General features: G+C 62.3%; 26 protein-coding genes. 15 read left to right on the forward strand and 11 right to left on the reverse strand.

The genetic code is table 11. From position 1 onward, the window contains the following. Positions 1–123: 123 nt before the first annotated feature. The 8 genes from V1283_RS05045 to flaF (V1283_RS05080) all read left to right on the forward strand — a co-directional run bounded on the left by V1283_RS05045 (position 124) and on the right by flaF (V1283_RS05080) (position 8955). Positions 124–2022: a tetratricopeptide repeat-containing glycosyltransferase family protein gene (locus tag V1283_RS05045; RefSeq protein WP_334385350.1), complete on the forward strand. Its 1899-nt coding sequence runs from the start codon at positions 124–126 to the stop codon at positions 2020–2022. A 413-nt stretch (positions 2023–2435) separates the two neighbouring features. Next, positions 2436–3695, forward strand: coding sequence for a flagellin N-terminal helical domain-containing protein (locus tag V1283_RS05050; RefSeq protein WP_334385351.1), 1260 nt, complete (start codon positions 2436–2438; stop codon positions 3693–3695). A gap of 530 nt (positions 3696–4225) precedes the next feature. Then, on the forward strand, positions 4226–5485 hold the full coding sequence (locus V1283_RS05055) for a flagellin N-terminal helical domain-containing protein (protein WP_334385352.1): 1260 nt from the start codon (positions 4226–4228) through the stop codon (positions 5483–5485). A gap of 260 nt (positions 5486–5745) precedes the next feature. Beyond that, positions 5746–7005, forward strand: coding sequence for a flagellin N-terminal helical domain-containing protein (locus V1283_RS05060; protein ID WP_334385353.1), 1260 nt, complete (start codon positions 5746–5748; stop codon positions 7003–7005). Between the two features lie 230 nt (positions 7006–7235). After that, the gene (gene flbT, locus V1283_RS05065) at positions 7236–7613 is read left to right on the forward strand and encodes a flagellar biosynthesis repressor FlbT (protein ID WP_334385354.1); all 378 of its coding nucleotides are present in this window, start codon (positions 7236–7238) and stop codon (positions 7611–7613) included. A gap of 3 nt (positions 7614–7616) precedes the next feature. Further along, complete coding sequence (gene flaF / locus V1283_RS05070) at positions 7617–7985, forward strand: flagellar biosynthesis regulator FlaF (RefSeq protein ID WP_334385355.1); 369 nt, start codon at positions 7617–7619, stop codon at positions 7983–7985. A 33-nt stretch (positions 7986–8018) separates the two neighbouring features. Further along, complete coding sequence (locus V1283_RS05075; protein WP_334385356.1) at positions 8019–8384, forward strand: hypothetical protein; 366 nt, start codon at positions 8019–8021, stop codon at positions 8382–8384. Positions 8385–8589: 205 nt separating this feature from the next. Further along, complete coding sequence (flaF, locus tag V1283_RS05080; protein ID WP_334385357.1) at positions 8590–8955, forward strand: flagellar biosynthesis regulator FlaF; 366 nt, start codon at positions 8590–8592, stop codon at positions 8953–8955. Between the two features lie 11 nt (positions 8956–8966). Here flaF (V1283_RS05080) and V1283_RS05085 read toward each other — a convergent pair whose 3' ends face one another. The 4 genes from V1283_RS05085 to V1283_RS05100 form a co-directional block, all read right to left on the reverse strand. Continuing rightward, positions 8967–9332, reverse strand: a complete 366-nt coding sequence (locus V1283_RS05085) for a hypothetical protein (protein WP_334385358.1) — start codon at positions 9330–9332, stop codon at positions 8967–8969. A 164-nt stretch (positions 9333–9496) separates the two neighbouring features. After that, positions 9497–9988 carry a hypothetical protein gene (locus V1283_RS05090; protein ID WP_334385359.1) on the reverse strand — a complete coding sequence of 164 codons (492 nt, stop codon included), beginning with the start codon at positions 9986–9988 and terminating at the stop codon, positions 9497–9499. 17 nt (positions 9989–10005) lie between these two features. Then, positions 10006–10332: a flagellar assembly peptidoglycan hydrolase FlgJ gene (gene flgJ, locus V1283_RS05095; RefSeq protein WP_334385360.1), complete on the reverse strand. Its 327-nt coding sequence runs from the start codon at positions 10330–10332 to the stop codon at positions 10006–10008. Then, positions 10332–11456 (reverse strand): flagellar basal body P-ring protein FlgI, encoded by a 1125-nt coding sequence (locus V1283_RS05100; protein ID WP_334385361.1) that lies wholly within the window; start codon positions 11454–11456, stop codon positions 10332–10334. The genes flgJ and V1283_RS05100 overlap by 1 nt, the downstream gene beginning before the upstream one ends. 266 nt (positions 11457–11722) lie before the next feature. Between V1283_RS05100 and V1283_RS05105 the strand changes: the two genes are divergently transcribed. Then, entirely contained in the window at positions 11723–12136 is a 414-nt protein-coding gene (locus tag V1283_RS05105) for a flagellar assembly protein FliX (protein ID WP_334385362.1), read from the forward strand. 72 nt (positions 12137–12208) lie between these two features. On the opposite strand, the gene V1283_RS05110 is transcribed toward V1283_RS05105, so the two are convergent. Beyond that, on the reverse strand, positions 12209–12598 hold the full coding sequence (locus V1283_RS05110) for a winged helix-turn-helix transcriptional regulator (protein WP_334385363.1): 390 nt from the start codon (positions 12596–12598) through the stop codon (positions 12209–12211). 114 nt (positions 12599–12712) lie between these two features. On the opposite strand from V1283_RS05110, the gene V1283_RS05115 reads away from it, so the two are divergent. The 4 genes from V1283_RS05115 to V1283_RS05130 all read left to right on the forward strand — a co-directional run bounded on the left by V1283_RS05115 (position 12713) and on the right by V1283_RS05130 (position 15672). Then, the gene (locus tag V1283_RS05115; RefSeq protein WP_334385364.1) at positions 12713–13324 is read left to right on the forward strand and encodes an NAD(P)-dependent oxidoreductase; all 612 of its coding nucleotides are present in this window, start codon (positions 12713–12715) and stop codon (positions 13322–13324) included. A 200-nt stretch (positions 13325–13524) separates the two neighbouring features. Next, complete coding sequence (gene dksA / locus V1283_RS05120) at positions 13525–13890, forward strand: RNA polymerase-binding protein DksA (RefSeq protein ID WP_092509290.1); 366 nt, start codon at positions 13525–13527, stop codon at positions 13888–13890. Positions 13891–13958: 68 nt separating this feature from the next. Then, a complete protein-coding gene (locus V1283_RS05125) occupies positions 13959–14744 on the forward strand; it encodes a 2-keto-4-pentenoate hydratase (RefSeq protein ID WP_334385365.1) in 786 nt (261 codons plus the stop codon). A gap of 109 nt (positions 14745–14853) precedes the next feature. Next, a complete protein-coding gene (locus V1283_RS05130; protein WP_334385366.1) occupies positions 14854–15672 on the forward strand; it encodes a hypothetical protein in 819 nt (272 codons plus the stop codon). A gap of 4 nt (positions 15673–15676) precedes the next feature. On the opposite strand, the gene V1283_RS05135 is transcribed toward V1283_RS05130, so the two are convergent. Next, positions 15677–16153, reverse strand: a complete 477-nt coding sequence (locus V1283_RS05135; RefSeq protein ID WP_334385367.1) for a ClpXP protease specificity-enhancing factor SspB — start codon at positions 16151–16153, stop codon at positions 15677–15679. Between the two features lie 892 nt (positions 16154–17045). Continuing rightward, positions 17046–17405 carry a PRC-barrel domain-containing protein gene (locus tag V1283_RS05140; RefSeq protein ID WP_334385368.1) on the reverse strand — a complete coding sequence of 120 codons (360 nt, stop codon included), beginning with the start codon at positions 17403–17405 and terminating at the stop codon, positions 17046–17048. A gap of 315 nt (positions 17406–17720) precedes the next feature. Here V1283_RS05140 and V1283_RS05145 point away from each other — a divergent pair, with 315 nt between their 5' ends. Further along, positions 17721–17978 carry a DUF3551 domain-containing protein gene (locus V1283_RS05145; RefSeq protein ID WP_334385369.1) on the forward strand — a complete coding sequence of 86 codons (258 nt, stop codon included), beginning with the start codon at positions 17721–17723 and terminating at the stop codon, positions 17976–17978. Between the two features lie 240 nt (positions 17979–18218). Here the strand turns inward: V1283_RS05145 and flgH are convergent, their stop codons facing one another. The 4 genes from flgH to flgF are packed head-to-tail and all read right to left on the reverse strand — an operon-like array spanning position 18219 to position 21642. Next, positions 18219–18971, reverse strand: a complete 753-nt coding sequence (gene flgH / locus V1283_RS05150) for a flagellar basal body L-ring protein FlgH (RefSeq protein WP_334385370.1) — start codon at positions 18969–18971, stop codon at positions 18219–18221. A gap of 5 nt (positions 18972–18976) precedes the next feature. Beyond that, positions 18977–20062, reverse strand: a complete 1086-nt coding sequence (flgA, locus tag V1283_RS05155) for a flagellar basal body P-ring formation chaperone FlgA (protein ID WP_334385371.1) — start codon at positions 20060–20062, stop codon at positions 18977–18979. Positions 20063–20071: 9 nt separating this feature from the next. Next, a complete protein-coding gene (gene flgG / locus V1283_RS05160; protein WP_334385372.1) occupies positions 20072–20860 on the reverse strand; it encodes a flagellar basal-body rod protein FlgG in 789 nt (262 codons plus the stop codon). Between the two features lie 17 nt (positions 20861–20877). Next, positions 20878–21642 carry a flagellar basal-body rod protein FlgF gene (gene flgF, locus V1283_RS05165; RefSeq protein ID WP_334385374.1) on the reverse strand — a complete coding sequence of 255 codons (765 nt, stop codon included), beginning with the start codon at positions 21640–21642 and terminating at the stop codon, positions 20878–20880. A 389-nt stretch (positions 21643–22031) separates the two neighbouring features. Between flgF and fliL the strand changes: the two genes are divergently transcribed. Beyond that, complete coding sequence (fliL, locus tag V1283_RS05170; RefSeq protein ID WP_334385375.1) at positions 22032–22523, forward strand: flagellar basal body-associated protein FliL; 492 nt, start codon at positions 22032–22034, stop codon at positions 22521–22523. Positions 22524–22534 lie beyond the last annotated feature (11 nt).

Consider the following 22534-nt stretch of genomic DNA (forward strand, 5'->3'; position numbering starts at 1 on the left):
CGGGTCGGCCATCACTGGCCTCCGTCATCGCCGGACTTGGGGCTTGAGACTTTGTATTCCTTCCCGGTTGCCGCGGAATCATCTAACGATTCGGCGCTGGGGTCATTCTGAACTGGGGGGCTGATGAACCGTCACCAACGCCGGACTGCCGCTAAATCCGCGAAGATCGTGCCCGGCCCGCACGCGACCACGCCGGCTGCGCTCTGTGAACTCGGTTTCAAACTTCTGCAAGCGGGGCAGGTCGCCGAAGCCGAAGGCTGTTCCCGGCAAGCCCTGACGCAGCAGCCGGACTATGCCGATGCGCTGCATCTGATGGGCATCGTCGCCTTTCACAAGCAGCAATACGATCACGCCGTCGAGTGGATCGCCGGTGCCCTGCGGCAGGTCCCGAAACCCGAATATCTCATGAGTCTCGGCAATGCATTGCAACAGGCAGGGCGGCTGGACGAGGCCCTGAAGGCTTATGATCGCGGCGTGATGTTCGAGCCCGAGGACGCCGAGCTGTGGAAGAGCATGGGCAACGTGCTCATCAAGCTGGAGCGTCGCGACGAGGCCGTGCTGAGTTTTCAGCATGCCTTGAAGTTCAATCCGCGCCATCTGGAAGCTGCGAGCACCTGCGCGCAACTGCTGTTCAATCTGAAACGCTATGACGAAGCGCTGGCCTTGTTCAATCAGTCCGACGAGATCGAGCCGGGGCGCGTAGGGGTCTTTCAGGTGCGCGGCATTTGCTTCGAGCAGACGTTGCGGTTCGAGGAAGCGCTGGCCGATTACAACCGGGCGCTGCAGCTCGATCCGCGCCACGCTGAAACCCACTGCAATCTGGGCGTCGTCCATCTGAGATTCTTTCGCTTCGACGAGGCGCACGCGTGCTTCGATCGCTCGCTCAAGCTGAATCCGAAGCAGCCGACGACATTGACCAACAAGGCGCTCGCGCTGGTCGAACAGCATCGGTTCGATGAAGCCTTTGTGCTCTACGCGAAAGCGCTGGCCATCGATCCGGATAATCCGTCGACGCGCTGGAACTTTGCCATGCACAAGTTGCTGACCGGCGATTTCGAAACCGGCTGGGCCGGCCGCGAAGCGCGTTGGAAGGCCAATGTCGGCCTGATCGAGCGCAACTTCACCCAGCCGCTTTGGCTGGGGCAAGAGTCCATCGCAGGCAAGACCATCCTGCTGCATGCGGACGAGGGATTGGGCGATGTGATCCATTTCGCCCGCTATGTGCCGATGGTGGCTGCGCTCGGCGCGCGGGTCATTCTCGAGGTCCCGGGTGCGATCCATTCCCTGATGCTGGGGATGTCCGGGGTGACGCACGGCGTGCCGCGGGGTTTCCCCATGATGCCGGCGTTCGATGTCCATTGCCCGTTGTCCAGCCTGCCGCTGGCGTTCCGCACGCGGCTGGAGACGATTCCGGCGCCGGTGGCGTATCTGCCTGCTGTTCCGCAGGCGAGCCGTGAGGAATGGCAAAGCCGGCTAGGACCGCACGATCGCTTCCGCGTCGGCCTCGTATGGTCCGGCAACCGGGTTCACAAGAACGATCACAACCGGTCGATAGCGCTACAGGCGCTGTCACCGATTCTGGATCTCGACGCCACCTTCGTCAGCCTGCAGAAGGATCCGCGCGACCAGGACATGGTCTTCCTTCGCGAACGCGCCGAAATCCTCGACGTCAGCGAACACCTCACGGATTTCGTCGCGACGGCCGCTTTGATCTCCTGCCTCGATCTCGTGATCACGGTGGACACCAGCGTTGCCCACCTCGTGGGGGCGCTCGGCTGCCCGGTGTGGATCATGCTGCCGTTCACGCCCGACTACCGCTGGCTGCTCGATCGCGACGACAGCCCCTGGTATCCGACCGCGCGTCTGTTCCGGCAGACCGAAACGCGCGACTACGCACCCGTGATCGATCGCATTCGGACCGAGCTGCAGAATCGGATCGGCGAGTGGCGGCCCGCGCCGGAGATGGCCGAAACCCCTCTCGCGGCATCTGCATCGCCCGACGAGCCGGCATTGACGAGCTGAGCTTCGCACCGGCCCGCCCGCCGCCGTCGCTCGGAGCCTGTTGGCTCCAGGCATGATCATGCCCGCGGGCCTTGCGACCGCTCTGAAGACGCGCGGCGCTTTTTCCGACCTTCAATGATGTGCGAGCGAGCAGGACCTCGGAAGCTGGTCCGCGCGCTGTTTACGCCTGGTGACACCTGACCGCCGGTGACCGCCCGACCGCCGGTGACCACCCGGCCGCGTCGAGCTCTCCGATCCCCTTCACCCTTTTTTAACCATGATTTTGAAACCGGCGCGGTAGCACCGCATCTGCCGGTCCAATTTAGTTTTCGTTGACCATTTGGTTTCAGGGTCTCCCCGGGTTCGGCCAAGAAGGCTGACCGGGTTCGGCCAAGAAGGCCGGGCTGTTGCGTTACACCAGAAAGGTTGTGTTCATGTCTCTCTCCAACATCACGCTCTCGTCTTCGGTTCGCCAGAACCTGCTCTCGCTGCAGGACACCGCGAGCCTGCTCTCGACCACGCAGACCCGCCTCGCCACCGGCAAGAAGGTCAACAGCGCGCTCGACAACCCCACCAACTTCTTCACCGCCTCCGGCCTCGACGCCCGCGCCAGCGACATCGGCAACCTGCTCGATAGCATCGGCAACGGCGTGCAGGTGCTGCAGGCCGCCAACACCGGCATCACCTCGCTGTCAAAGCTGGTCGATACCGCGAAGTCGATCGCCAACCAGGCGCTGCAGCAGCCCTCGGGCTACAGCACGAAGGCCAGCTTGGAGTTCACCGGCGCTGCGACCGGCTTTACAACCACGGCAAGTGCTACGAACCTGAACCAGGGCGCTCTCACCGGTAGCGTGTTCACCTTCACGAACTCGGCTGGTACCGCCGCCACGATCACGGTCGGTGCGACGGCTGTCGCCTACAATGCCACCGCCAAGACGGCGACGGTTAAGTCGCTGGACGACCTCAACCAGGCCTTGTCGCTGGCTGGCGTCAATCTGACGGCCTCGATTTCCGGCACGGATAAGCTGACCTTCACGTCGACGAACGACGGCGCGAGCCAGATCATCACCGGCACGACGGCAGCCGCGACCGGTGTTGCTGCCAACACCATCAACATCTCCGCGAACGCGGCTGGTGGTGGCGCTGGCGGAACCGTTGTCGCCGCAATTGCGGACTCGGTGTCGCAGACGGCCCGTTCCAGTCTCGTTGCCCAGTACAACCAGATCATCCAGCAGATCACCACCACTGCGCAGGACGCGTCCTTCAACGGCGTCAACCTGCTCAACGGCGACACGCTGAAGCTGGTGTTCAACGAAACCGGCAAGTCGACCTCGACGATCACGGGCGTGACCTTCGATCCGAACGGTCTTGGCCTGAAGTCGCTCGTCAACGGCACCGACTTCATCGATAACTCCGCGACCAACTCGGTTCTGACGGCGCTCAACACCGCCAGCACCACGCTGCGCTCGCAGGCTTCGGCCTTCGGTGCCAACCTCTCGATCGTGCAGATCCGTCAGGACTTCTCGAAGAACCTGATCAACGTGCTGCAGACCGGGTCGTCCAACCTGACCCTGGCCGATTCCAACGAGGAAGCGGCCAACAGCCAGGCGCTGTCGACCCGCCAGTCGATCGCGGTCTCCGCGCTCGCGCTCGCCAACCAGTCGAACCAGAGCGTTCTGCAGCTCCTGCGCTGATTTCGGCGAACTACTCGATCCATCACGGCGGCGGGGCTTCGGCCCCGCCGTTTTTTTGATGTGGTGGGTCATCTGCGGCCGAATGTTCTGGGTTGGAAGGCATACTTTCCGCTGGCGCAAACGCCGAAGGTCTGGCGAGAGCGGACTGCCTCCTCTCTCATGACCTCAATTTCTTGAACCGCCCGGTGCGGACCCGCATGCCGGGTGGTGTGGCGGGGGAGCGACCCGAAAGGTCGCCCCCTATGCCGATTGTCCGTGGTCCGGAACTGACGCTGGGGCGGGGCGACCAATCGCTCTGTAATGGCCTGAAACCTGGGCGTCCCCGGATGGCCTTGCCGCCCGATCGCTTCGACTTCTACCTATCATTTACCCATCATTTTCACTCTTTATTCCGCATGACTTCAGAACCCGCCTGGTATCGGCGGATCTCTCAGGCCGATTTCATTTCCCATTGATCATTTGCTTTCAGGGTGCCCCCGGGTTCGGCCAAGAAGGCCGGGCTGTTGCGTAACACCAGAAAGGTTTTGTTCATGTCTCTCTCCAACATCACGCTCTCGTCTTCGGTTCGCCAGAACCTGCTCTCGCTGCAGGACACCGCGAACCTGCTCTCGACCACGCAGACCCGCCTCGCCACCGGCAAGAAGGTCAACAGCGCGCTCGACAATCCGACCAACTTCTTCACCGCCTCCGGCCTCGACGCCCGCGCCAGCGACATCGGCAACCTGCTCGATAGCATTGGCAACGGCGTGCAGGTGCTGCAGGCCGCCAACACCGGCATCACCTCGCTGTCAAAGCTGGTCGATACCGCGAAGTCGATCGCCAACCAGGCTCTGCAGCAGTCCTCGGGCTACAGCACGAAGGCCAGCTTGGAGTTCACCGGCGCTGCGACCGGCCAAACAACCACGGCAAGTGCTTCGAACCTGAACCAGGGCGCTCTCACCGGTAGCGTGTTCACCTTCACGAACTCGGCTGGTACCGCCGCCACGATCACGGTCGGTGCGACGGCTGTCGCCTACAATGCCACCGCCAAGACGGCGACGGTTAAGTCGCTGGACGACCTCAACCAGGCCTTGTCGGCGGCTGGCGTCAATCTGACGGCCTCGATTTCCGGCACGGATAAGCTGACCTTCACGTCGACGAATGACGGCGCGAGCCAGATCATCACCGGCACGACGGCAGCTGCGACCGGTGTTGCTGCCAACACCATCAACATCTCCGCGAACGCGGCTGGTGGTGGCGCTGGCGGAACCGTTGTCGCCGCTGTTGCGGACACGGTGTCGCAGACGGCCCGTTCCAGTCTCGTTGCCCAGTACAACCAGATCATCCAGCAGATCACCACCACTGCGCAGGACGCGTCCTTCAACGGCGTCAACCTGCTCAACGGCGACACGCTGAAGCTGGTGTTCAACGAAACCGGCAAGTCGACCTCGACGATCACGGGCGTGACCTTCGATCCGAACGGTCTTGGCCTGAAGTCGCTCGTCAACGGCACCGACTTCATCGATAACTCCGCGACCAACTCGGTTCTGACGGCGCTCAACACCGCCAGCACCACGCTGCGCTCGCAGGCTTCGGCCTTCGGTGCCAACCTCTCGATCGTGCAGATCCGTCAGGACTTCTCGAAGAACCTGATCAACGTGCTGCAGACCGGGTCGTCCAACCTGACCCTGGCCGATTCCAACGAGGAAGCGGCCAACAGCCAGGCGCTGTCGACCCGCCAGTCGATCGCGGTCTCCGCGCTCGCGCTCGCCAACCAGTCGAACCAGAGCGTTCTGCAGCTCCTGCGCTGATTTCGGCGAACTACTCGATCCATCACGGCGGCGGGGCTTCGGCCCCGCCGTTTTTTTGTGTCTGGAACGGGAGGATCATGTCGTTCGAAAACAGCGCCTTAAAGGGTCGTGAGCAGGGGAACCGGTTATTAACCATGCCTCATAAGGTACCGTTAACCACATTTTAAAAGCTTTTGTTCATAACGTACTCGGGTGAGGTCATGTAGGCCGCCGGCGCGGGAGAAGGTGCCGGCGACGCACACTTGAGGAAGGCGTTGAATATGTCCGATATCGTCCTGACGGCGGCAGTCCGCCAGAACCTGCTCTCGCTGCAGGGCACCGCCGACCTGCTCTCGAAGACGCAGACCCGCCTCGCCACCGGAAAGAAGGTCAACAGCGCGCTCGACAACCCGACCAATTACTTCACCGCGGCCGGCCTCGATGCCCGCGCCGGTGACATCAGCAATCTGCTCGACAGCATCGGCAACGGCGTACAGGTGCTGCAGGCCGCCAACACCGGCATCACCTCGCTGCAGAAGCTGGTCGATACCGCCAAGTCGATCGCCAACCAGGCGCTGCAGCAGCCGACGGGCTACAGCACCAAGTCCAGCATTGCATTCACCGGTACGGGCACCGGGGTCCCCCCCGCAGGTCCGGCGACTGCCGCCGACCTCACGACCAGCAAGCTCAACGGTGGTGTTTTCACGTTCACCAATTCGGCGGGCACCGCTGTGACAATCACGATCGGCACGGCTGCCTCGCCCTTCAACTCCACGAGCAAGACGGCGACCGTCAAGACGCTCGACCAGCTCAACACGGCGCTGGCAGTAGCGGGCGTCAACTTGTCGGCTTCGATCACCAACACGGACGAGCTGACCTTCACATCGACCAACGACGGTGCAGCCCAGACGATCACCGGCACGACGGCCGCTGCTGCGCCTACCGCGCTGGATGCAATCAACATCAGCGCCAATGCGCTCGGTGGCGGCGCCGGCGGCACAGTCGTTGCAACGGTTCCCGATGCGGTGTCGCAAACCGCGCGCGCCACGCTAGTCAGCCAGTACAACCAGGTCATCGAGCAGATCAAGACCACAGCGCAGGATGCATCGTTCAACGGCATCAACCTTTTGGACGGCAACTCGCTGAAGCTGATCTTCAACGAAACCGGCAAGTCGACGCTGACGATTGCGGGCGTCAGCTTCGACCCGAATGGCCTCGGCCTCGCACCGCTCGCCCCTGGCACCGATTTCATCGACAACGTGCTGACCGGCAAGGTGCTGAACGCGCTCAACAACGCCAGCAGCACGCTGCGCTCGCAGGCCTCGGCGTTCGGCGCCAACCTCTCGATCGTGCAGATCCGTCAGGATTTCGCGAAGAACATCATCAACGTGCTGCAGACCGGATCGGCCAACCTGACCCTGGCCGACTCCAACGAGGAGGCGGCCAACAGCCAGGCGTTGTCGACCCGCCAGTCGATCGCGGTCTCCGCGCTCGCGCTCGCCAACCAGTCGCAGCAGAGCGTGCTCAAGCTTCTGCAGTAAGCCGGAGCAACGTTTCGAGCCATCAAAACGGCGGGGCAGGGCCCCGCCGCTATTCCTTGAAGCCGCGATGGAGCCGACGGACGACGCCCCAAACCCGCTCCGTTGATGAAGCAAAAGCCTTTTTTTTGATGCAGTTTTGCATTGGAATGTTCGGGTATTGTTCATGGTGATTCGTGGAATTGTTTCCGCACACGCGCGCCGCGACGCGGCGGTTTGCAAGGGGTTAGGCGATGGCGCTGAAGGTTGAATTGAAGCCGTTCGAGCGGATCATCATCGGTGAAAGCGTCATCACCAATTCGGAGACGCGAGCCCACTTTTTGATCGATGGCGAAGCGCCGATCCTGCGCGAGAAGGACATCCTGACGGCGGAGACAGCCAATACCCCGGTGAAGCGGCTCTATCTCTGCGTGCAGCAGATGTACCTGGAGAAGGACATCCCGAAGTACCAGGAGCTTTATATGGGCTTCGTCAAGGATTTGCTGGAGGCGGTGCCGAGCTTCAGGCCGCAGATCGAGGCCGCAAGTAAGCTAATTTTAAGCGGCCAACTCTACACTTCGTTAAAGGAAATCCGCAAGCTTGTCAGAATGGAAGAGGAGTTGCTGAGGTGACGAATGTCTAGTGCTGCTGCCAAGGCTTACGCGCGTGTTGCGACCACTACCTCCTCTCCCCGTGATATCGAAGCCCAGGCCCTGCTGAAGGCGGCGAACAAGTTGCAGGCTATCGTCGGCAATGAAAACGCGACGAGCGAGCAGATCTCCGAAGCGCTGATGTTCAACCGCAAGCTGTGGTCCATCTTTCTCGGCGACGTCTTGCGCGACGAAAACCAGCAACCGCTGCAGGTGCGACAGAACATCGCCAACATCGGCATCTTCGTTCTGAGCCAGACCATGGCGCTGCAGATCAGCCCGCAGGTCGAGCACATCAAGCCGCTGATCGAGATCAACCGCAATCTCGCGGCCGGCCTCAGCGGCCGCGCCTGAATAGCAGCGGGCATCAAGCAGGAGGGTTGAGCTATGGGTGACATCTTCAGCGTTCTCGCGGCAGGCTACACGTCCAAGCCCGCGGCGATTCCGTCCCATACGACCTATGTCCCGGTCGATGCCACGCAGTGGGAAGGGACCTGGAAGGGGACCTATTCGACGGGCGAGAAGTTTTCCTTCTCGGTGTCCAACGTGCAGGGATTTCGCGGCAAGGTGCGATATCAGAGCGGCAACGGTCCGATCAAATACCAGGATATCCTGATCAAGGACAACGCCTTCAAGTTCGGCGACTCTAAATTCCTGCTGTCGAAGGAGGGCCACGGTACGATCAAGACCGTGGTCACCAATGCCGCCACCGGACAGTCGGCCCTGAACTCGGCGCCGGTCGATCGGGTCTGATTGTTGTGAACTTTGCACCGGCGCGATCGACGTCACGATCATCAACGATGCAACTCATCGACGATCGGCGCGGTCGCGTGACTGCCTGGATTACGTCACATTTGGTAACCGTTGCTAACCATATTTAAAGGCGCCAACTGTATGAAAGTTGGGCAGTTTTGAAGTCCCCCCGCGGTCCTGCGAACCGCTCCCATTGAGGTCGTGAATGTCTAATGCAGCCCAGGCCTACTCGCGTACGTCACATACGACGGCATCCCCCCGTGAAATCGAGGCGCAGGCGCTGCTGAAGGCTGCGAGACAGCTTCTGGATGTCCAGGCCAACTGGGCTGGTCCCGATAAGAACATGCACAGCGCGCTGCTCTTCAATCGCCGGCTGTGGTCGATCTTCATGAGCGCGGTCGAGGCCAACGACAACCCGCAACCGCTGGAAATTCGTCAGAACATCGCCAATCTCGGCGTGTTCGTGATGAAGCAAACGGTCGAGATGCAATTGAATCCGGATCCGGCGAAACTGAATTCGCTGATCGACATCAATTGCAACCTCGCGGCGGGCCTGTCAGGCAAGCCCTGACGGTTCGCGCGTCAAGCCTTGCGGTCGGTGGCAAGGGCACGCAAAGGGGCGCCCTTGGCCAGGTCGAGGGTATGGAAATAGGCGCGACGGCGCAGCACAGCTTCATCGGGGAACTGCTGCACCACCGCGCTGGTCCTGACATCGACGACCTGGTAGACGATCGAGGCGGCTGCGCGATCGAAAACCACCTGACGCGATCTGGAAACATTGACCGCATCGGACTCCGCGCGCGCGCGTGCGCTCACATCTGCCGCCGTGACGCTTTGCGGCGCCGGCAGTTCTGTCGCCACCGCCTTGTGCGCCGCTTCGCTCACGTGCTGCACAATCGGCGTAGCAACCGGTGCCCCCACCGGTCTGATGCTGAAATCTGTACTCACGGCAGCCTCCTGGCTTGCTTCGAGTCAAATCCCAACCCCTCTCGAATCGCAACTATGCCCCAACACCCCTCAATACAATGTTAGAGAATGCCCTGAATTTCACGCTCAAATCCGCGCAAGTTTTTAATTAAAATTGCTCTTATTTTTTACAAGCGCCGGAATGATCACAGCGAGCGACTGACCGAGAGCGGCTTGATGTGCCGCGGGCCGGGGACGGCGCGCTGGCCGGCGGCGGTGTAGGTGTTCGGAATATTGCGACGCTGGATCTCGGTGTTGACGCCGCGCACGATGCCTTCGGACACCGCGTGCGCGGTTGCAAGGACCGTGAGATTGATCTGCAGCATGGCACGGAAGGTGTCGTGATGGCGCCGCAGCGTGGTCAGCAATTCCGGCGAGACCTGATTGAGATATTTTTGCGCGTTCTTCAGGCTTTCGACTGCGACCATGTAGCGGCCCGACAACTCGCTTTTCTGCCGTTCCAGCTGCATCGCCTCGCGCACATTGCCGGCGCGAACCAGTTCGGTTTCGCGCTCGATGATGCCGAGCAGCCCGTTCATCACTTCCATCAGCTCTTCGGTGAGCTGGCGCGCCTCGACCGGCGTGGAAATCGCTTTTGCCGGGGCCGGCGCGGGCTTGGCTTGAAGACGCTGATTCATGTTGGATTCCCTTTTGATCAGCCGGCACGGTTGGCTTGTTGCAGGATCAAGGTGCGGAAGACGTCGTTGGAAATGCCGATGCCGCCGGACTTGGCAAAGGATTTCGAATATTCATCCGTCAGCATCGAGCGCCAGACGCCAGTGCCGGTCGTGTCGCCGAACGGCCCTTCGCCTTTGACGCCGGTGGTCATCTGCGAAAACATCGAGTTGAGGAACATCGCCTCGAATTCCTGCGCCTTGGCGCGCGTCTTTTTCTGCGCCTCGGGCGAAACCTTGGTCAGTGCTTCGGCGAGCAGCGGATCCTTGCGGCCGTTGATCAGCGAGGCCTTGTCGATCCCGATCATCACATCACCTCGATGTCGGCCTGGATCGCGCCGGCGGCCTTGATCGCCTGCAGGATGCCGATCAGGTCGCGCGGACCGATGCCGAGCCCGTTGAGGCCGTCGACGAGCTGCTGCAGCGAGACGCCGTCCTTCACGACCGCGAATTTCTTGCCGTCTTCGCTGACGCTGACGCCCGTGCGCGGCGTCACCACGGTGCGGCCGCGCGACAGCGGATTGGGCTGGCTGACTTGCGGGCTCTCGGAAATCGTGACGGTGAGATTGCCTTGCGCTACTGCCACGGTGGCGACACGGACGTCGCGGCCCATCACGATGATGCCGGAGCGTTCGTCGATGACGATCTTTGCGGCGAGATCCGGCTCGACCTGCAATTGCTCGATCTCGGTCAGGAAGGCGACGACGTTGCCCTTGAATTCGGCGGGGATCGCCAGCTGCACGGTGGAGGGATCGATCGGCTCGGCGGTCTTGACGCCGAGGAAATCGTTGACGGCCGCCGCGATGCGCTTGGCCGTGGTGAAATCGGCGTTGCGCAGCGCCAGCCGGACATTGGGCAGGCGATTGAGCGCGAATTCGATCTCGCGCTCTATGATGGCGCCGTTGGCGATGCGGCCCACCGTCGGCACGCCGCGGGTGATCTTGGCGGCTTCGCCTTCGGCCTGGAAGCCGGAGATCGCCAGCGAGCCCTGGGCGACCGCATAGACGTTGCCGTCGGCGCCGAGCAGGGGGGTGACGAGCAGGGTGCCGCCCTGCAGGTTCTTGGCGTCGCCGAGCGCGGACACCGTGACGTCCATCCGCGTGCCCTGGGTGCCGAACGCCGGCAGGTTGCCGGTGACCATGACGGCGGCGACGTTGCCGGTGCGGATGGTGGCGCCGCGGATGTTGACGCCCATGCGCTCGAGCATCGCCTGCAGCGATTGCTTGGTGAAGGGGATGTTGTTCAGCGTGTCGCCGGTGCCGTTGAGGCCGACCACGAGGCCGTAGCCGATCAACTGGTTCTGCCGCACGCCTTCGATGTTGGCGAGGTCCTTGATCCGCGATGTCGCACCCGCGGGCAAGGGCGATAACGCCAGCGCCAGCAGCGCGGCGCAGGTCACCCAAATCAGTCTTGCCGAACGGATGCCGGGCATCCTGTGCTCCCCTCGAGGTCTTCCACCGGACCGCTTGCGCCACTCCCATGACGGCGATCCGGCATTAACTATGCGAGGGTCATGCCATGTCGCGTTTCTCGGCCAATACTTTGATAGTGCTGAATGTTCTCCGGAGGCATGATCTTGCTGCGGCTTCACCACGATGGGCGAAACTGCCGCACGTCGGCAGATTTTGCCGGGCTATTTACGCATCATTAACCATAACAAGGCGAAGGTCTCCCGACTCTCACGGCGAGATCACCACGATGCGCATCTACGGACCGAACGGCACCACGCTTGGATCGCCCACGAGTCAGACGCGGCGAACCAGTTCGACCGGCTTCTCGCTGCCGGAGACGACGGCCGCGCCCGAAGAGCTTCGCTCGGCCGCAGCACCCAAGGCCGCCGGCAACATCGATGCGCTGCTCGCGCTGCAGGGCGTCGAGGATCCGACCGAGCGCCGCAAGCGTTCGGTGGCGCGGGGCAGGGGCGCGCTTGACGTGCTCGACGAACTCAAGCTCGGGCTGCTCTCCGGCAATCTCGATGCTTCCACCGTGAACCGGCTGCGCGATGCCGCGGCCAACCTGAAATCCTCCTCCGGCGATCCAGGCCTCGACGCGGTATTGTCCGAGATCGAGTTGCGGGTTGAGGTGGAGCTCGCAAAGGCCGGGCAGTTCTAGATTCTGCATGTCGTTGCCCGGGCGGCGCACTTCATGTGCCGCTTGAAGCGGAGCATGACGGCGGTGGATGTCTCACGCCGCGATATCCTTGCGCGCCGCGTCGTAGCGGCGCTGCGCGTTCAACACCTCCTTCAGGTTCTTTTCCGCCCAGTCGCGCAACGGATCGACGGCGTCGGCGAGGGTCGCGCCGAGCGGCGTGATCGAATACTCCACCGTGACCGGCACGGTCGCGATCGCGCGGCGCCGGATCAGTCCGTCGCGTTCAAGCGACTTGAGAACCTGGCTGAGCATCTTCTGCGAGATGCCTTCAATCGTCCGCCGTAACGCATTGAAACGCATCGGCTCGTCGCGCACGAGAAGCAGGATTAAGACCGCCCATTTGTCGCCGACGCGATCGAGAATCTGGCGCGTCGGGCAATCGGCCGAATAGGCGTTCGGGATCTTCGAATTGGCGGCTTTCACGGCGGTTACTCCTGCGTAATCAGGTGACCCAAAAGTGCTCTCTTCACACTTACATCCCTTTCGCTATCTAGTCACCATCGGATACCGCATTCGCGTATCGCAAGGGAGACTTTCATGAAAATCGCCGTCATCGGCGCGTCCGGCAATGCCGGTTCGCGCATCACCGCTGAACTCGCCCGCCGCGGCCACGCCGTCACCGCGATCGCCCGCCATCCCGAAAAGATTGCCGCCCAGGTCAACGTCACGCCGATCCAGGGCGACGTCATGGACCAGACCGGACTTGCCCGGCTGCTGACCGGCCATGATGCGGCGGTCAGTTCGGTCCACTTTCTCGCCAGCGATCCGCTGAAGCTGATCGGGGCCGCCAGGGATTCGAAGGTCACCCGTTACCTCGTCGTCGGCGGCGCCGGCAGCCTCGAAGTGGTCCCCGGTGTCCGGCTGGTCACGACCCCCGGCTTTCCCGTGGCATACAAGGCCGAAGCCGAGAAAGGGGCGGCGTTCCTGGACCTGCTTAGGGCCGAAAAAGAGCTGAACTGGACCTTTCTGTCGCCCTCGGCCCTGTTCACCGCCGGCGAGCGGACCGGCAAGTTCCGCCTCGGGACCGACCAGCTTTTGACCGCTGCCGACGGCAAAAGCTCGATTTCCTTCGAGGACTTCGCAGTTGCACTCGCCGACGAGATCGAACGCCCGGCCCATATCCGCCAGCGCTTCACAGTCGGCTACTAAAGGGCCGACGGTCCCGATAACTTTGCCTGTGCAAGGCCTTGGGGGAGGTACCCCCAAGGGGATCACCTATATTGTCTGTCACAACCCGCCGCTATATAAGGCCCGCGCGGACGGACAATTTTCCGCCCCGCCTTGCACGTGAAGATGGGCTGGCCTTGGAAAAGTTGAAGAATTATCGACCCTCCGAAAAAGAGCCTTTCATGAACGACCGCCAGCGCGATTATTTTCGCGCCAAGCTGCTGGCGTGGAAGGACGAGATCCTGAGGGAATCAAAGATCACCCTGCAGACTCTCCAGGAAGAGAACGTCAATCATCCCGATCTGGCTGATCGCGCCTCTTCCGAAACCGATCGCGCCATCGAACTGCGCGCCCGCGACCGCCAGCGCAAATTGATCTCCAAGATCGACGCAGCGCTGCAACGCATCGAGGACAACACTTACGGCTATTGCGAGGAGACCGGCGAACCGATTTCGCTGAAGCGGCTGGAAGCCCGTCCGATCGCGACGTTGTCGGTGGAAGCGCAGGAACGCCACGAGAAGCGCGAGAAGGTTTACCGGGATGAGTAGGGCATCGACGGGCGACTGACCGCCGTGTGCGGTCAGCGCTCCGCCTTGCAACAAGAAAGCCGCCGCTGATGGACAACATTCTCGCGGCCGCACAAATCATCGCCACCGCGCGCCGCAGTCGCGCGCCGCTGGCCTCGCTTGCTCCTGAGCTCATGCCTGGCGATGAGGCGGAAGGCTATCGCATTCAACGCGCGGTCCATGACCTGCTGCTGCCACAGACGGGCGCTCTGGTCGGTTACAAGATCGGCTGCACCAGCGCGGTGATGCAGGAATATCTCGACATCCCCCATCCCTGCGCCGGCGGCGTGTTCGCCAAGGGCGTTCACGATAGCGGTGCCAAGCTGCGCCACGGCGACTATGTCCGTGTCGGGGTCGAATGCGAGATCGCGGTGCGACTCGCACGCAATCTGTCGCCCGGCGAAGGACCTTTCACCGCGGAGTGGATGATGGAAGCGATCGAGGCCTATCACCCCGCGATCGAGATCGTCGACGACCGTTACGTCAAATGGGAGACGATGGGCGCGCCGACGCTGGTTGCCGATGATTTCTTCGCCGCCGGCTGCGTGCTCGGCAAGGCGGTGACGCGCACCAAAGCGCCGGACCTGCTCACGGTCAAGGGCCGCGCTATCGTCAACGGCAAGGAGGCCGGCAAGGGCACCGGCGCCGACGTGCTCGGCCATCCCCACAACGCGCTGGCCTGGCTCGCCAACCATCTCGCCGACGAGGGCAAGGGGCTGCATGCCGGGCAGATCGTGCTCACAGGCAGTCTCGTGAAAACCGTGTGGCTCGATGCCGGCGACAGCGTGAAGATGGAGCTGGACGGGTTGGGTACCGTGGAAGCGAAGTTTCTGTAAACTTCATAGCCCGGATGAGCGAAGCGACATCCGGGCGGTATGGTGTTTGTTCCCGGATATCGCTTCGCTCATCCGGGCTACGGGCACCGTTTGATTTCGGGATGAGTACATGCAGGGGCAGGAGAGCGTTCCGTCGGTTCTCGAAGCCGAAGCCAGAGGTGAAATCGCCAACATCTATGCCGACATTCGAAAAGTTCTCGGCACCAGCGTGGTCAACCTGATCTGGCGCAACCTCGCGACCATGCCGGGTGCGCTGGAATGGACCTGGTCCACCGTCCGTCCGCTCTATCTCGGCGACGCCCCATTGCATGCCGAAGCCGTCAGGCAAACGATCGCGCTGCCGGACTGGCCCGGCTTCTCCATCGACAGCTTGCTTGCCGCCGGGGTGGACGAGACCGAACGCGCGCTCATTCGTGACGTGCTCGACAGCTATCAATATACCAACGCGCTGGCACTCGTCGTGCTCTCGGCGCTGCTGGTGCATTACGAGCCGCGCCCGGTCGATGCCGTGAAGCCTGCCGATACCGCGCCAAAACCGTCCGGCGTCAAAATCCCGGAATTGCCGCCGATGGATGCGCTCGATCCCGAAGTGGCGGCGTTGGTCGGTGATTTGAATTCCTTCGGCGAAGACACCGAGCCGCAACTGATCGCGAGCATGTACCGGCATCTGGCTTACTGGCCGGCATACCTGGCGCTGGTGCGTACCATGCTGGCGCCGCTGCAGCGGGAAGGGCGGCTGAATTCGCTGACGCTTTCGACTCGTGCGCTTGGGTATGCCCATGGTGCGGTTCTCGCATCGCAACTGAAACCTGCCACGCCACCCGATACGCTGAAGGGCGCGCTGGCTTCCTGCCGACTATTCGTCGAACATCCGATCGCGCGCATGACGGGGCTCTGCGCCCTGATCAGGCGCGCGACGCCGCACTGACGCATCAGCCGTCGGAGCACTTCAGCTCGGATTTATCCCAAAATGCCTTGATCGCAGTGAAGGGCACCGAGAGGCGTTCCCGAGCCCCCATCAGCCGCAGCAAGACCTCGAAGCGGTCGTCCCTGATGTTCAGCTGCTCGAAGTCATGCTGCAGAATGATGGTCATATCGTCGGGATATTTCGACTTGAGGCCAACCGACAGTTTCACGCCGTCGGCGTGGGTGCGGAACGTGATATTGAGCGGCCGCTGCTCCGAAGCGAGCGGGAGCGTCTCGACAATCTTGGAGCGTGCTGCCGGCCTGCTGCACGGCTCGGCGAACACAGGCGAGGCCGGGATGAGGATCGCGAGGAAGAGAAGCATCGCCGCATAGGAGATCGTCATACCCCGCACCTGCGGGGTATCCAGTACGCCGCGACCTGTCGTGTCCATCACTGCTGTCTCTGGAATACTCGATCGCCTGCCCGCGCGGACGAACGACAACGGGGCCGTCCGTTCGTGTCGCCGCGCTCGCTCCACCCACGGTCATGCTAACCAGTTCCATCAAAAAGGAAAGAGGGCCCGGGGAATGCCAGGTCGCCGTGCACCTACACTCGCGTGTGTGTTTGTGGCAGATACACGCCGGAGAGCTGGTGGTTAATTGAAAGCTTGGCCGGGCGCGAAGACGGTTCGCCTCCGTGGCGCTAATAACGGATACCAGAGCCCCCTTATCTCGCCGTCGCAGCCTCGTTAACCAATCGTATCGGGTGGGCACGCGCTGCCAGCCGAAGTCCTGGCGACCGAAGTCCTGGCGACCGAAGTCCTGGCGTAGGCGATTATAAGCGACGTTCGTTTGCGCGCCATCCTGCGACAAACTTGCACACCGGAGCCCACCGCATCGTTCGCGACGATCGCAGCATGAAGAAGGGCGATGCGACTTCTCCAGGCGGGACGACGAAGAAGTGACGTCCGAAGGAACGATTCTCGATCGGGAAAATTATGCAATTGTGTCGCTAGACATACGGTAACCTTGGCAGGCTTCGGCGCAATCTTTCGCCCCCGAGAGGCGCTGGAGCCTGTCTTTTTAAAACGCGAAAGCGCCGTTTCGGTTCTTCGCAGCGGCAACTATCGCCGCGTCCCTCGCAGCCGGCGCCTTTTAGTCGGGCTGTTGGCAATCGCATCACCGTCACAGGCTGATGACATACGCGCTCGTCGCCAGCAAAACGGCGACGCTTATGGCGATAATGATCAAGAAGAATTTTCCCATTGCTCTGCCTCTTTAGATCCCCAACGCAAAGCAGCAGGAATAGTTCTGTGCTGACGCGCGAACGCACCTGCGTCCGCAAGGGGCCTGCCATCGAGGCGGGCCCCTTCGGAAGTCGAGGTGTGATCGCGATCAGATCGCGACGCCGTAATAGTCGTTGACGGCGCGGGTCCTGGTCGGGTCGCTCCAGTTCCAGGTGTTGTCGTTGCGGTAATGCGGTGCGCCCTTGAGCTGTGCTTCCGTCACGCCGGTGACGTAGCCCCCGAGGGAGGTATCGTATTTCAGCGATTGCCAGGGCAGCGGATAATGGTCGTCGCCGATGCCGAGAAAGCCGCCGAAAGAGAGCACGGCGTAAGACACCTTGCCGCTCTTCTTGTCGATCATGACGCGCTCGATCGAGCCGATCTTGTTTTGATCGGCGCCATAGACCGCAGTTCCCTCAACCTTGTCGCTGCCGATCAGGTTGCCGGTTTCGTTTGCTTCCAATGCCATGGGTTCTCCTCCAGATGCGAGATGAAGGAAAAACGAAGGGCACACGAAAGCGTTCCGAAAGCAGACGTTGCGCATTGACGCAGCGTGATGCGTGCGTGGCGAAGTTCCTGAGTTACGTTTTGTACCGAGCGCTGTCCGCCGGTCACAGCGAAGGGCGGGATCGTGGGCGAGGAGTTGGGAAAGCATCCCGCCTGTTTTCGGCACTCACGCAACCGGTCACCTAACAGTGAGCGGGGCGATGTGAAGTACTTCATGCTACGGGGCTGCAATCGGACCTAGCACATGCGCGGGGACTTGAAACCGCAGGAGAGAAAAATGCGTACCGTATTTCTTGCTCTCGTGACGTCCGCAGCCATTTTTGCAACCGGCTTGACCCCGGCGGGAGCGCAGAACTATCCATACTGCATCCAAGGTGATGATTTCCCCGGCGGGGCCGGCGAGTGCAGCTTCTCAAGCTACGCGCAGTGCCAGGCGACCGCTTCAGGACGGACGGCTCATTGCGAACCCAACCGTTATTTCAACGCCAATGCCTTGCTCATCGACAAGAGCCGCCTGCGCCATCGTTCGCACTAAAATCGCGCGGTGCGCGTAGCATTTATTCGGTTTCGCCATTTTTCGTTCAAAAGCGATGACTGCTTCCGACATGGCAACGTCGGCGCTAGCCGTGGTTTTCGCCTTGATGGCCAGAAGTCGCCGGACCTGATGCGTGATCGAGAAACGACCACGGCCCTCGCCAGGGGAGCTGACGAGGGCCGCGTAGAACATCTCCGTCGCGCCTAGGTTCGCAACGAGATGTGGGAGCTCGAATGAAACTCAGAACGGCAGCAGCACGTCCATCACCTGTTGGCCGTAACGGGGTTGCTGCACGTCGGTGATCTGGCCGCGGCCGCCATAGGCGATGCGGGCCTGCGCGATCTTGGAGGAATCGATGGTGTTGTCGCTCTGGATGTCTTCGGGGCGGACGATGCCGGCGACGATCAGTTCGCGAATTTCGAAGTTGACGCGGATCTCCTGCTTGCCTTCGACCACGAGATTGCCGTTCGGCAAGACTTGCGTGACCACGGCGGCGACATTGGTCTGCAGCGCTTCCTGGCGGGTGACCGAACCCTTGCCGTCGCTCGAGGCGGTGGAGTCCGCGGTCAGGATGCGGCCGGGCAGGATCTTGTTTGCCTGCGTGATCGTCTTGGATCCGATGAAATCGGTAATGCCGGAATCTTCCTTGTTGGTGCGGCTGCGCTGGGTCTCGTTGGCGATGTTGGCCTTGTCAGTGATGTTGACGGTCACCGTCAGCAGGTCGCCGATACGGGCGGCGCGCTGATCCTTGAAGAATGCGCGAGAACCGTTCCGCCACAGCGAGTTCGCATTATAGGACGCCTGTTCCGGCTTCGGCATCGGCATCTGCACCGGCTTGTAGCCGGGCTGCGTGGTCGGGTTTTCGATCTCCGTCAGCTTCGGCTTTTCGCCGATCTGGGACAGACGGTCGATCGAGGAACAACCGCTCGCGACGGCGGCCAGCGACAGCAGGGCACCGGTGAGAATGATGCGGTTGAGACGGATAACTGACATTTACATTACTCGGCTTTTGGAGCGACTGACGAACTGACGGTAGCGACCGCGACGGGCGCGGGTTGTGTTGCGCCGGGCGAGGAGGTGGCATCGCTGGTCTGAGGCGGACGAGGCGGCACCGGCGTGATCGAAACCTGGCCGCGGCCTGTCACGGTGCCGGACAGTGTACGCTTCGACTGCAGGTTCATGACGTTGACGACGTCGCCTTCGGTGCCGTTTTCCAGCGCCTTGCCGCGCATGGTGAGGTAGATTCCGGGCGCCTCGTAGATCAACGTGACGTTCTGATCGCGCTGCACCAGGTCGGGCTTGGCGAGATCGGCGGTGCGGATCGCCTGGCCGGCGCGGAGCTGGCGGCGAGCCTGCATGCCCACCGCGCGGTCGCGCGCGGCGGCGTCGGTGCCGGTTTCCGCCTTCGGGCGGCGCTCCACCACGACGTCGGATGATTTCAAGACCTCATTGCGCTCGATATTGCGGGCCAGCACCGCGGCTTCGACGGTCTCGATCGCCGTGCCGGTGAAACGCAGCTTGGCCGCGGCAGCGCCGCTATCGCTGCCGATTTCAAAGGTGACGTCGAAACGGCCGTTGCGGTTGTCGTAGCGCACGATGGCGGCCTGCATGGCGCCGGCGAAGCCGGCGTCCAGCCTGACGTCGCCGGGGTCGCGGTCGAAGGTCAGCGACAGATTGGCGGCGTCGCCGAGACCGTTGCGGCGCTCCAGCGCGCGGGCGACCTGCAACTCGATATCCTTGCCCTCGAGCGTGCGAGCCAGGCGCGTCACCGAAATTTCCTTCAGGTCGCGGGTGTCGACGCCGATCACTTGATGGGCGCGAAGGGTGTTGAGCACCTGCGCGACCGGCAGCGAGCCGGTGGTGCCCAAATCCGGCGCGCGGTAGATCGCGATCTGCCCGGCGCTGCCGGCATTGTCGATGACGTCGCCGATCCGCACCAGATCGCCGGACACCTGCACGTTGGCGCGCAGCACGGGCGCGGCGATCGCGTTGCGGTTCGCGAAGGTTTCCCGGGTCTGCGCGACCGCGGCCGCGCTCGATGCGGTAATCAGGGCTGTGGCCAGGAGGAGGGTGCGGGCGATCATGACCAGTCCTTAGCGGAACATGTTGGAGGTGGATTGCAGCATCTGGTCGGCCGCGCTGACGACCTTGGCGTTCATCTCATAGGCGCGCTGGGCGGCGATCAGGTCGGAGATTTCGGTCACCACCTCGACGTTGGCCTGTTCGAGATTGCTCTGCTGCATGTCGCCAAAGCCGTCGGTGTTGGCGATGCCGTCCTGCGGCGTGCCGGAGGCCGGGGTGTCCGTGAACAGATTGTCGCCGATCGGGTTGAGGCCGGCCTTGTTGATGAAGCGCGTCAGGCCGATCTGGCCGACCAGGGTCGGCGTGGTCGAGCCCGGCAGCATCACCGTCAGCTGGCCCTGCGCATTGATGGTGATCTGCGAGGAGTTTTGCGGGATCGTGATCGTCGGCTGCACCGGGTTGCCCTGTGCGGTGACGACGCGGCCCTGCGCGTCCATCATGAACGAGCCGTCGCGGGTATAGGCATAGGTGCCGTCGGGCACCTGGATCTTGAAGAAGCCTTCGCCGCGGACCGCGACGTCGAGGTCGTTGCCGGTCGGCGACAGCGTGCCCTGACTCATCAGGCGCGGGGTGCCGACAGTCTTGACGCCGCCGCCGACATCGACACCGACGGGCAGGATGGTGCCCTGGTCGGAAGCCTGCGCGCCGACACGGCGCACGTGGTCGTAGATCAAATCCTGAAACGCCGCCCGCTGCTTCTTGTAGCCGGTGGTGCGCATGTTGGCGATGTTGTTGGAGATCACCTGAACGTTGAGTTCCTGTGCCGCCATGCCGGTCGCTGCTGTGTAAAGGGCGCGCATCGATCAATGCCTTACGGTTATGCCGGAACGTCGGCGAGTTTATCGACTGCGGTTCGGTGCAGATCGTGCTGCTGCTGCAGCATCGCCGAGATCTGCGTGTAGGTGCGCGTGATCTCGATCATGCGGCTCATTTCGTGGACGGAATTGACGTTCGACTTCTCGATGAAGCCCTGGCGGACGCGCGAGGTGGTGTCGGGTTGGGCGGCGACGCCCTGGCCCGCGGAGTAGAGGTTGCTGCCTTCCTTGACGAGCTTCTGCGCATCGGCAAACGAGACCAGCCGCAGCTTGCCACGGACCGAGTCGGTGCGGCCGGTGCCCTCGAGGACCGTGATATTGCCGTCGGCTGCGATGCTGATCGCCTTGTCGGTCGGCTGGAACACGATCGGGCCGGAGTTGCCCAGCACCGGATCGCCGCTCGCGGTCACGAGCTGGCCCTGGTTGTTGATCTGCAGGCCGCCGTCGCGGGTGTAGCGCTCGCCGGCTGCCGTCTGCACCGCCAGGAAGGCGCCGCCGTCGATCGCGACGTCGAGCGGGTTCTTGGTCTGCTCGGAGGGGCCGGCTGCGAAATCGTGAAAGGTGGCGCGGTCCTGCACGAAGGAGACGCGACGGTCCGCACGCGCGAAATTGTCTTCGTGCGCCGGCGAGCGCAGATATTCCTCGAACAGCGACCGGTCGGCCTTGAAGCCGGTCGTGTTGATATTGGCGACGTTGTTGGCGACGACATCCATCTGCCGTTCCAGCGTCATCTGCCGCGAAAGTCCGACGAGAAGCATATTCTCCATCGGTGGTTCTCCCCTTGATCGATCCGAGGCGGGCTCTCCCAAGCCCGTGGTCCGGATCCGTCGTAAACCTTTGGGCTCTCCCAAGCCGGCAGGTCACGCCAGTTACTCAGCGAAAGCCGTGCCAAGTCGGGAAATACCGGGTTTGTAAGGGGTTAGGCGTTTTTCAGGATGCGAGGCGGGCGGCAGAAAGGTCTTGTTGACCATGTTTGCCCGGCAGATTTTTCCTACTTGGGTGCGAATGGGAAAGGTTCCGTTAACCATTACTACCCTAGCGTTGCAGCTATAGAGAGCGCGTGTGCGCTGGCGGCTTTTGTTTCGCGTTGTGGGGGCTTCGTTACCCAGGCTGGTGGCAACCGCGTTCGTTTTCGGAAATCGAAGCGGGCGGGGCAATGGCTGACAACGAGCAGGCGGAAGGCGCAGACGGCGCAGAAGCCGCGTCGTCCAAAAAGAGCAAGCTCAAGCTGATCATTGCGGCCGTCGGGTTCATCGCAATTCTCGGCGCCGGCGCCGGCGGGTTCTTCCTGATGCGCGGCCATGGCGAGGAGAAGCACGCCGAAGCGCCGCCGCCAAAGCCGCCGTCCTTTGTCGAAGTGCCCGATATGATGGTCAACCTGGTCGGGGCTCCCGGCGAGCGGGTGCAATATCTCCGCGTCAAGGTCGTGCTCGAGATCAAGGACGACAAGCAGGTCGAGGCGATCAAGCCGAACCTGCCGCGCGTCACCGACCTGTTCCAGACCTATCTGCGCGAACTGCGCCCCTCCGACATCAACGGTTCGGCCGGGCTGTTTCGCCTCAAGGAAGAACTGACCAAGCGGGTCAACAACGCGGTGGCGCCGCAGCAGGTGAGCGCCGTGTTGTTCAAGGAAATCGTCGTGCAGTGATGGGACGGATC

It is taken from the genome of Bradyrhizobium sp. AZCC 2262, from assembly GCF_036924535.1.
Lineage (GTDB): Bacteria > Pseudomonadota > Alphaproteobacteria > Rhizobiales > Xanthobacteraceae > Bradyrhizobium.

Bases quoted from the DNA above. Each gene is read 5' to 3' on its own strand.
- flgG (WP_334385372.1), bottom strand. From the start codon at position 20,860: ATGCGCGCCCTTTACACAGCAGCGACCGGCATGGCGGCACAGGAACTC.
- flgH (WP_334385370.1), bottom strand. From the start codon at position 18,971: ATGTCAGTTATCCGTCTCAACCGCATCATTCTCACCGGTGCCCTGCTG.
- fliL (WP_334385375.1), top strand. From the start codon at position 22,032: ATGGCTGACAACGAGCAGGCGGAAGGCGCAGACGGCGCAGAAGCCGCG.
- V1283_RS05060 (WP_334385353.1), top strand. From the start codon at position 5,746: ATGTCCGATATCGTCCTGACGGCGGCAGTCCGCCAGAACCTGCTCTCG.
- flgF (WP_334385374.1), bottom strand. From the start codon at position 21,642: ATGGAGAATATGCTTCTCGTCGGACTTTCGCGGCAGATGACGCTGGAA.
- flbT (WP_334385354.1), top strand. From the start codon at position 7,236: ATGGCGCTGAAGGTTGAATTGAAGCCGTTCGAGCGGATCATCATCGGT.
- flaF (WP_334385357.1), top strand. From the start codon at position 8,590: ATGTCTAATGCAGCCCAGGCCTACTCGCGTACGTCACATACGACGGCA.
- flgJ (WP_334385360.1), bottom strand. From the start codon at position 10,332: ATGATCGGGATCGACAAGGCCTCGCTGATCAACGGCCGCAAGGATCCG.
- V1283_RS05130 (WP_334385366.1), top strand. From the start codon at position 14,854: ATGCAGGGGCAGGAGAGCGTTCCGTCGGTTCTCGAAGCCGAAGCCAGA.
- V1283_RS05045 (WP_334385350.1), top strand. From the start codon at position 124: ATGAACCGTCACCAACGCCGGACTGCCGCTAAATCCGCGAAGATCGTG.
- V1283_RS05105 (WP_334385362.1), top strand. From the start codon at position 11,723: ATGCGCATCTACGGACCGAACGGCACCACGCTTGGATCGCCCACGAGT.
- V1283_RS05140 (WP_334385368.1), bottom strand. From the start codon at position 17,405: ATGGCATTGGAAGCAAACGAAACCGGCAACCTGATCGGCAGCGACAAG.
- V1283_RS05090 (WP_334385359.1), bottom strand. From the start codon at position 9,988: ATGAATCAGCGTCTTCAAGCCAAGCCCGCGCCGGCCCCGGCAAAAGCG.
- V1283_RS05100 (WP_334385361.1), bottom strand. From the start codon at position 11,456: ATGCCCGGCATCCGTTCGGCAAGACTGATTTGGGTGACCTGCGCCGCG.
- flaF (WP_334385355.1), top strand. From the start codon at position 7,617: ATGTCTAGTGCTGCTGCCAAGGCTTACGCGCGTGTTGCGACCACTACC.
- V1283_RS05050 (WP_334385351.1), top strand. From the start codon at position 2,436: ATGTCTCTCTCCAACATCACGCTCTCGTCTTCGGTTCGCCAGAACCTG.
- flgA (WP_334385371.1), bottom strand. From the start codon at position 20,062: ATGATCGCCCGCACCCTCCTCCTGGCCACAGCCCTGATTACCGCATCG.
- V1283_RS05125 (WP_334385365.1), top strand. From the start codon at position 13,959: ATGGACAACATTCTCGCGGCCGCACAAATCATCGCCACCGCGCGCCGC.
- V1283_RS05145 (WP_334385369.1), top strand. From the start codon at position 17,721: ATGCGTACCGTATTTCTTGCTCTCGTGACGTCCGCAGCCATTTTTGCA.
- V1283_RS05115 (WP_334385364.1), top strand. From the start codon at position 12,713: ATGAAAATCGCCGTCATCGGCGCGTCCGGCAATGCCGGTTCGCGCATC.
- dksA (WP_092509290.1), top strand. From the start codon at position 13,525: ATGAACGACCGCCAGCGCGATTATTTTCGCGCCAAGCTGCTGGCGTGG.
- V1283_RS05055 (WP_334385352.1), top strand. From the start codon at position 4,226: ATGTCTCTCTCCAACATCACGCTCTCGTCTTCGGTTCGCCAGAACCTG.
- V1283_RS05075 (WP_334385356.1), top strand. From the start codon at position 8,019: ATGGGTGACATCTTCAGCGTTCTCGCGGCAGGCTACACGTCCAAGCCC.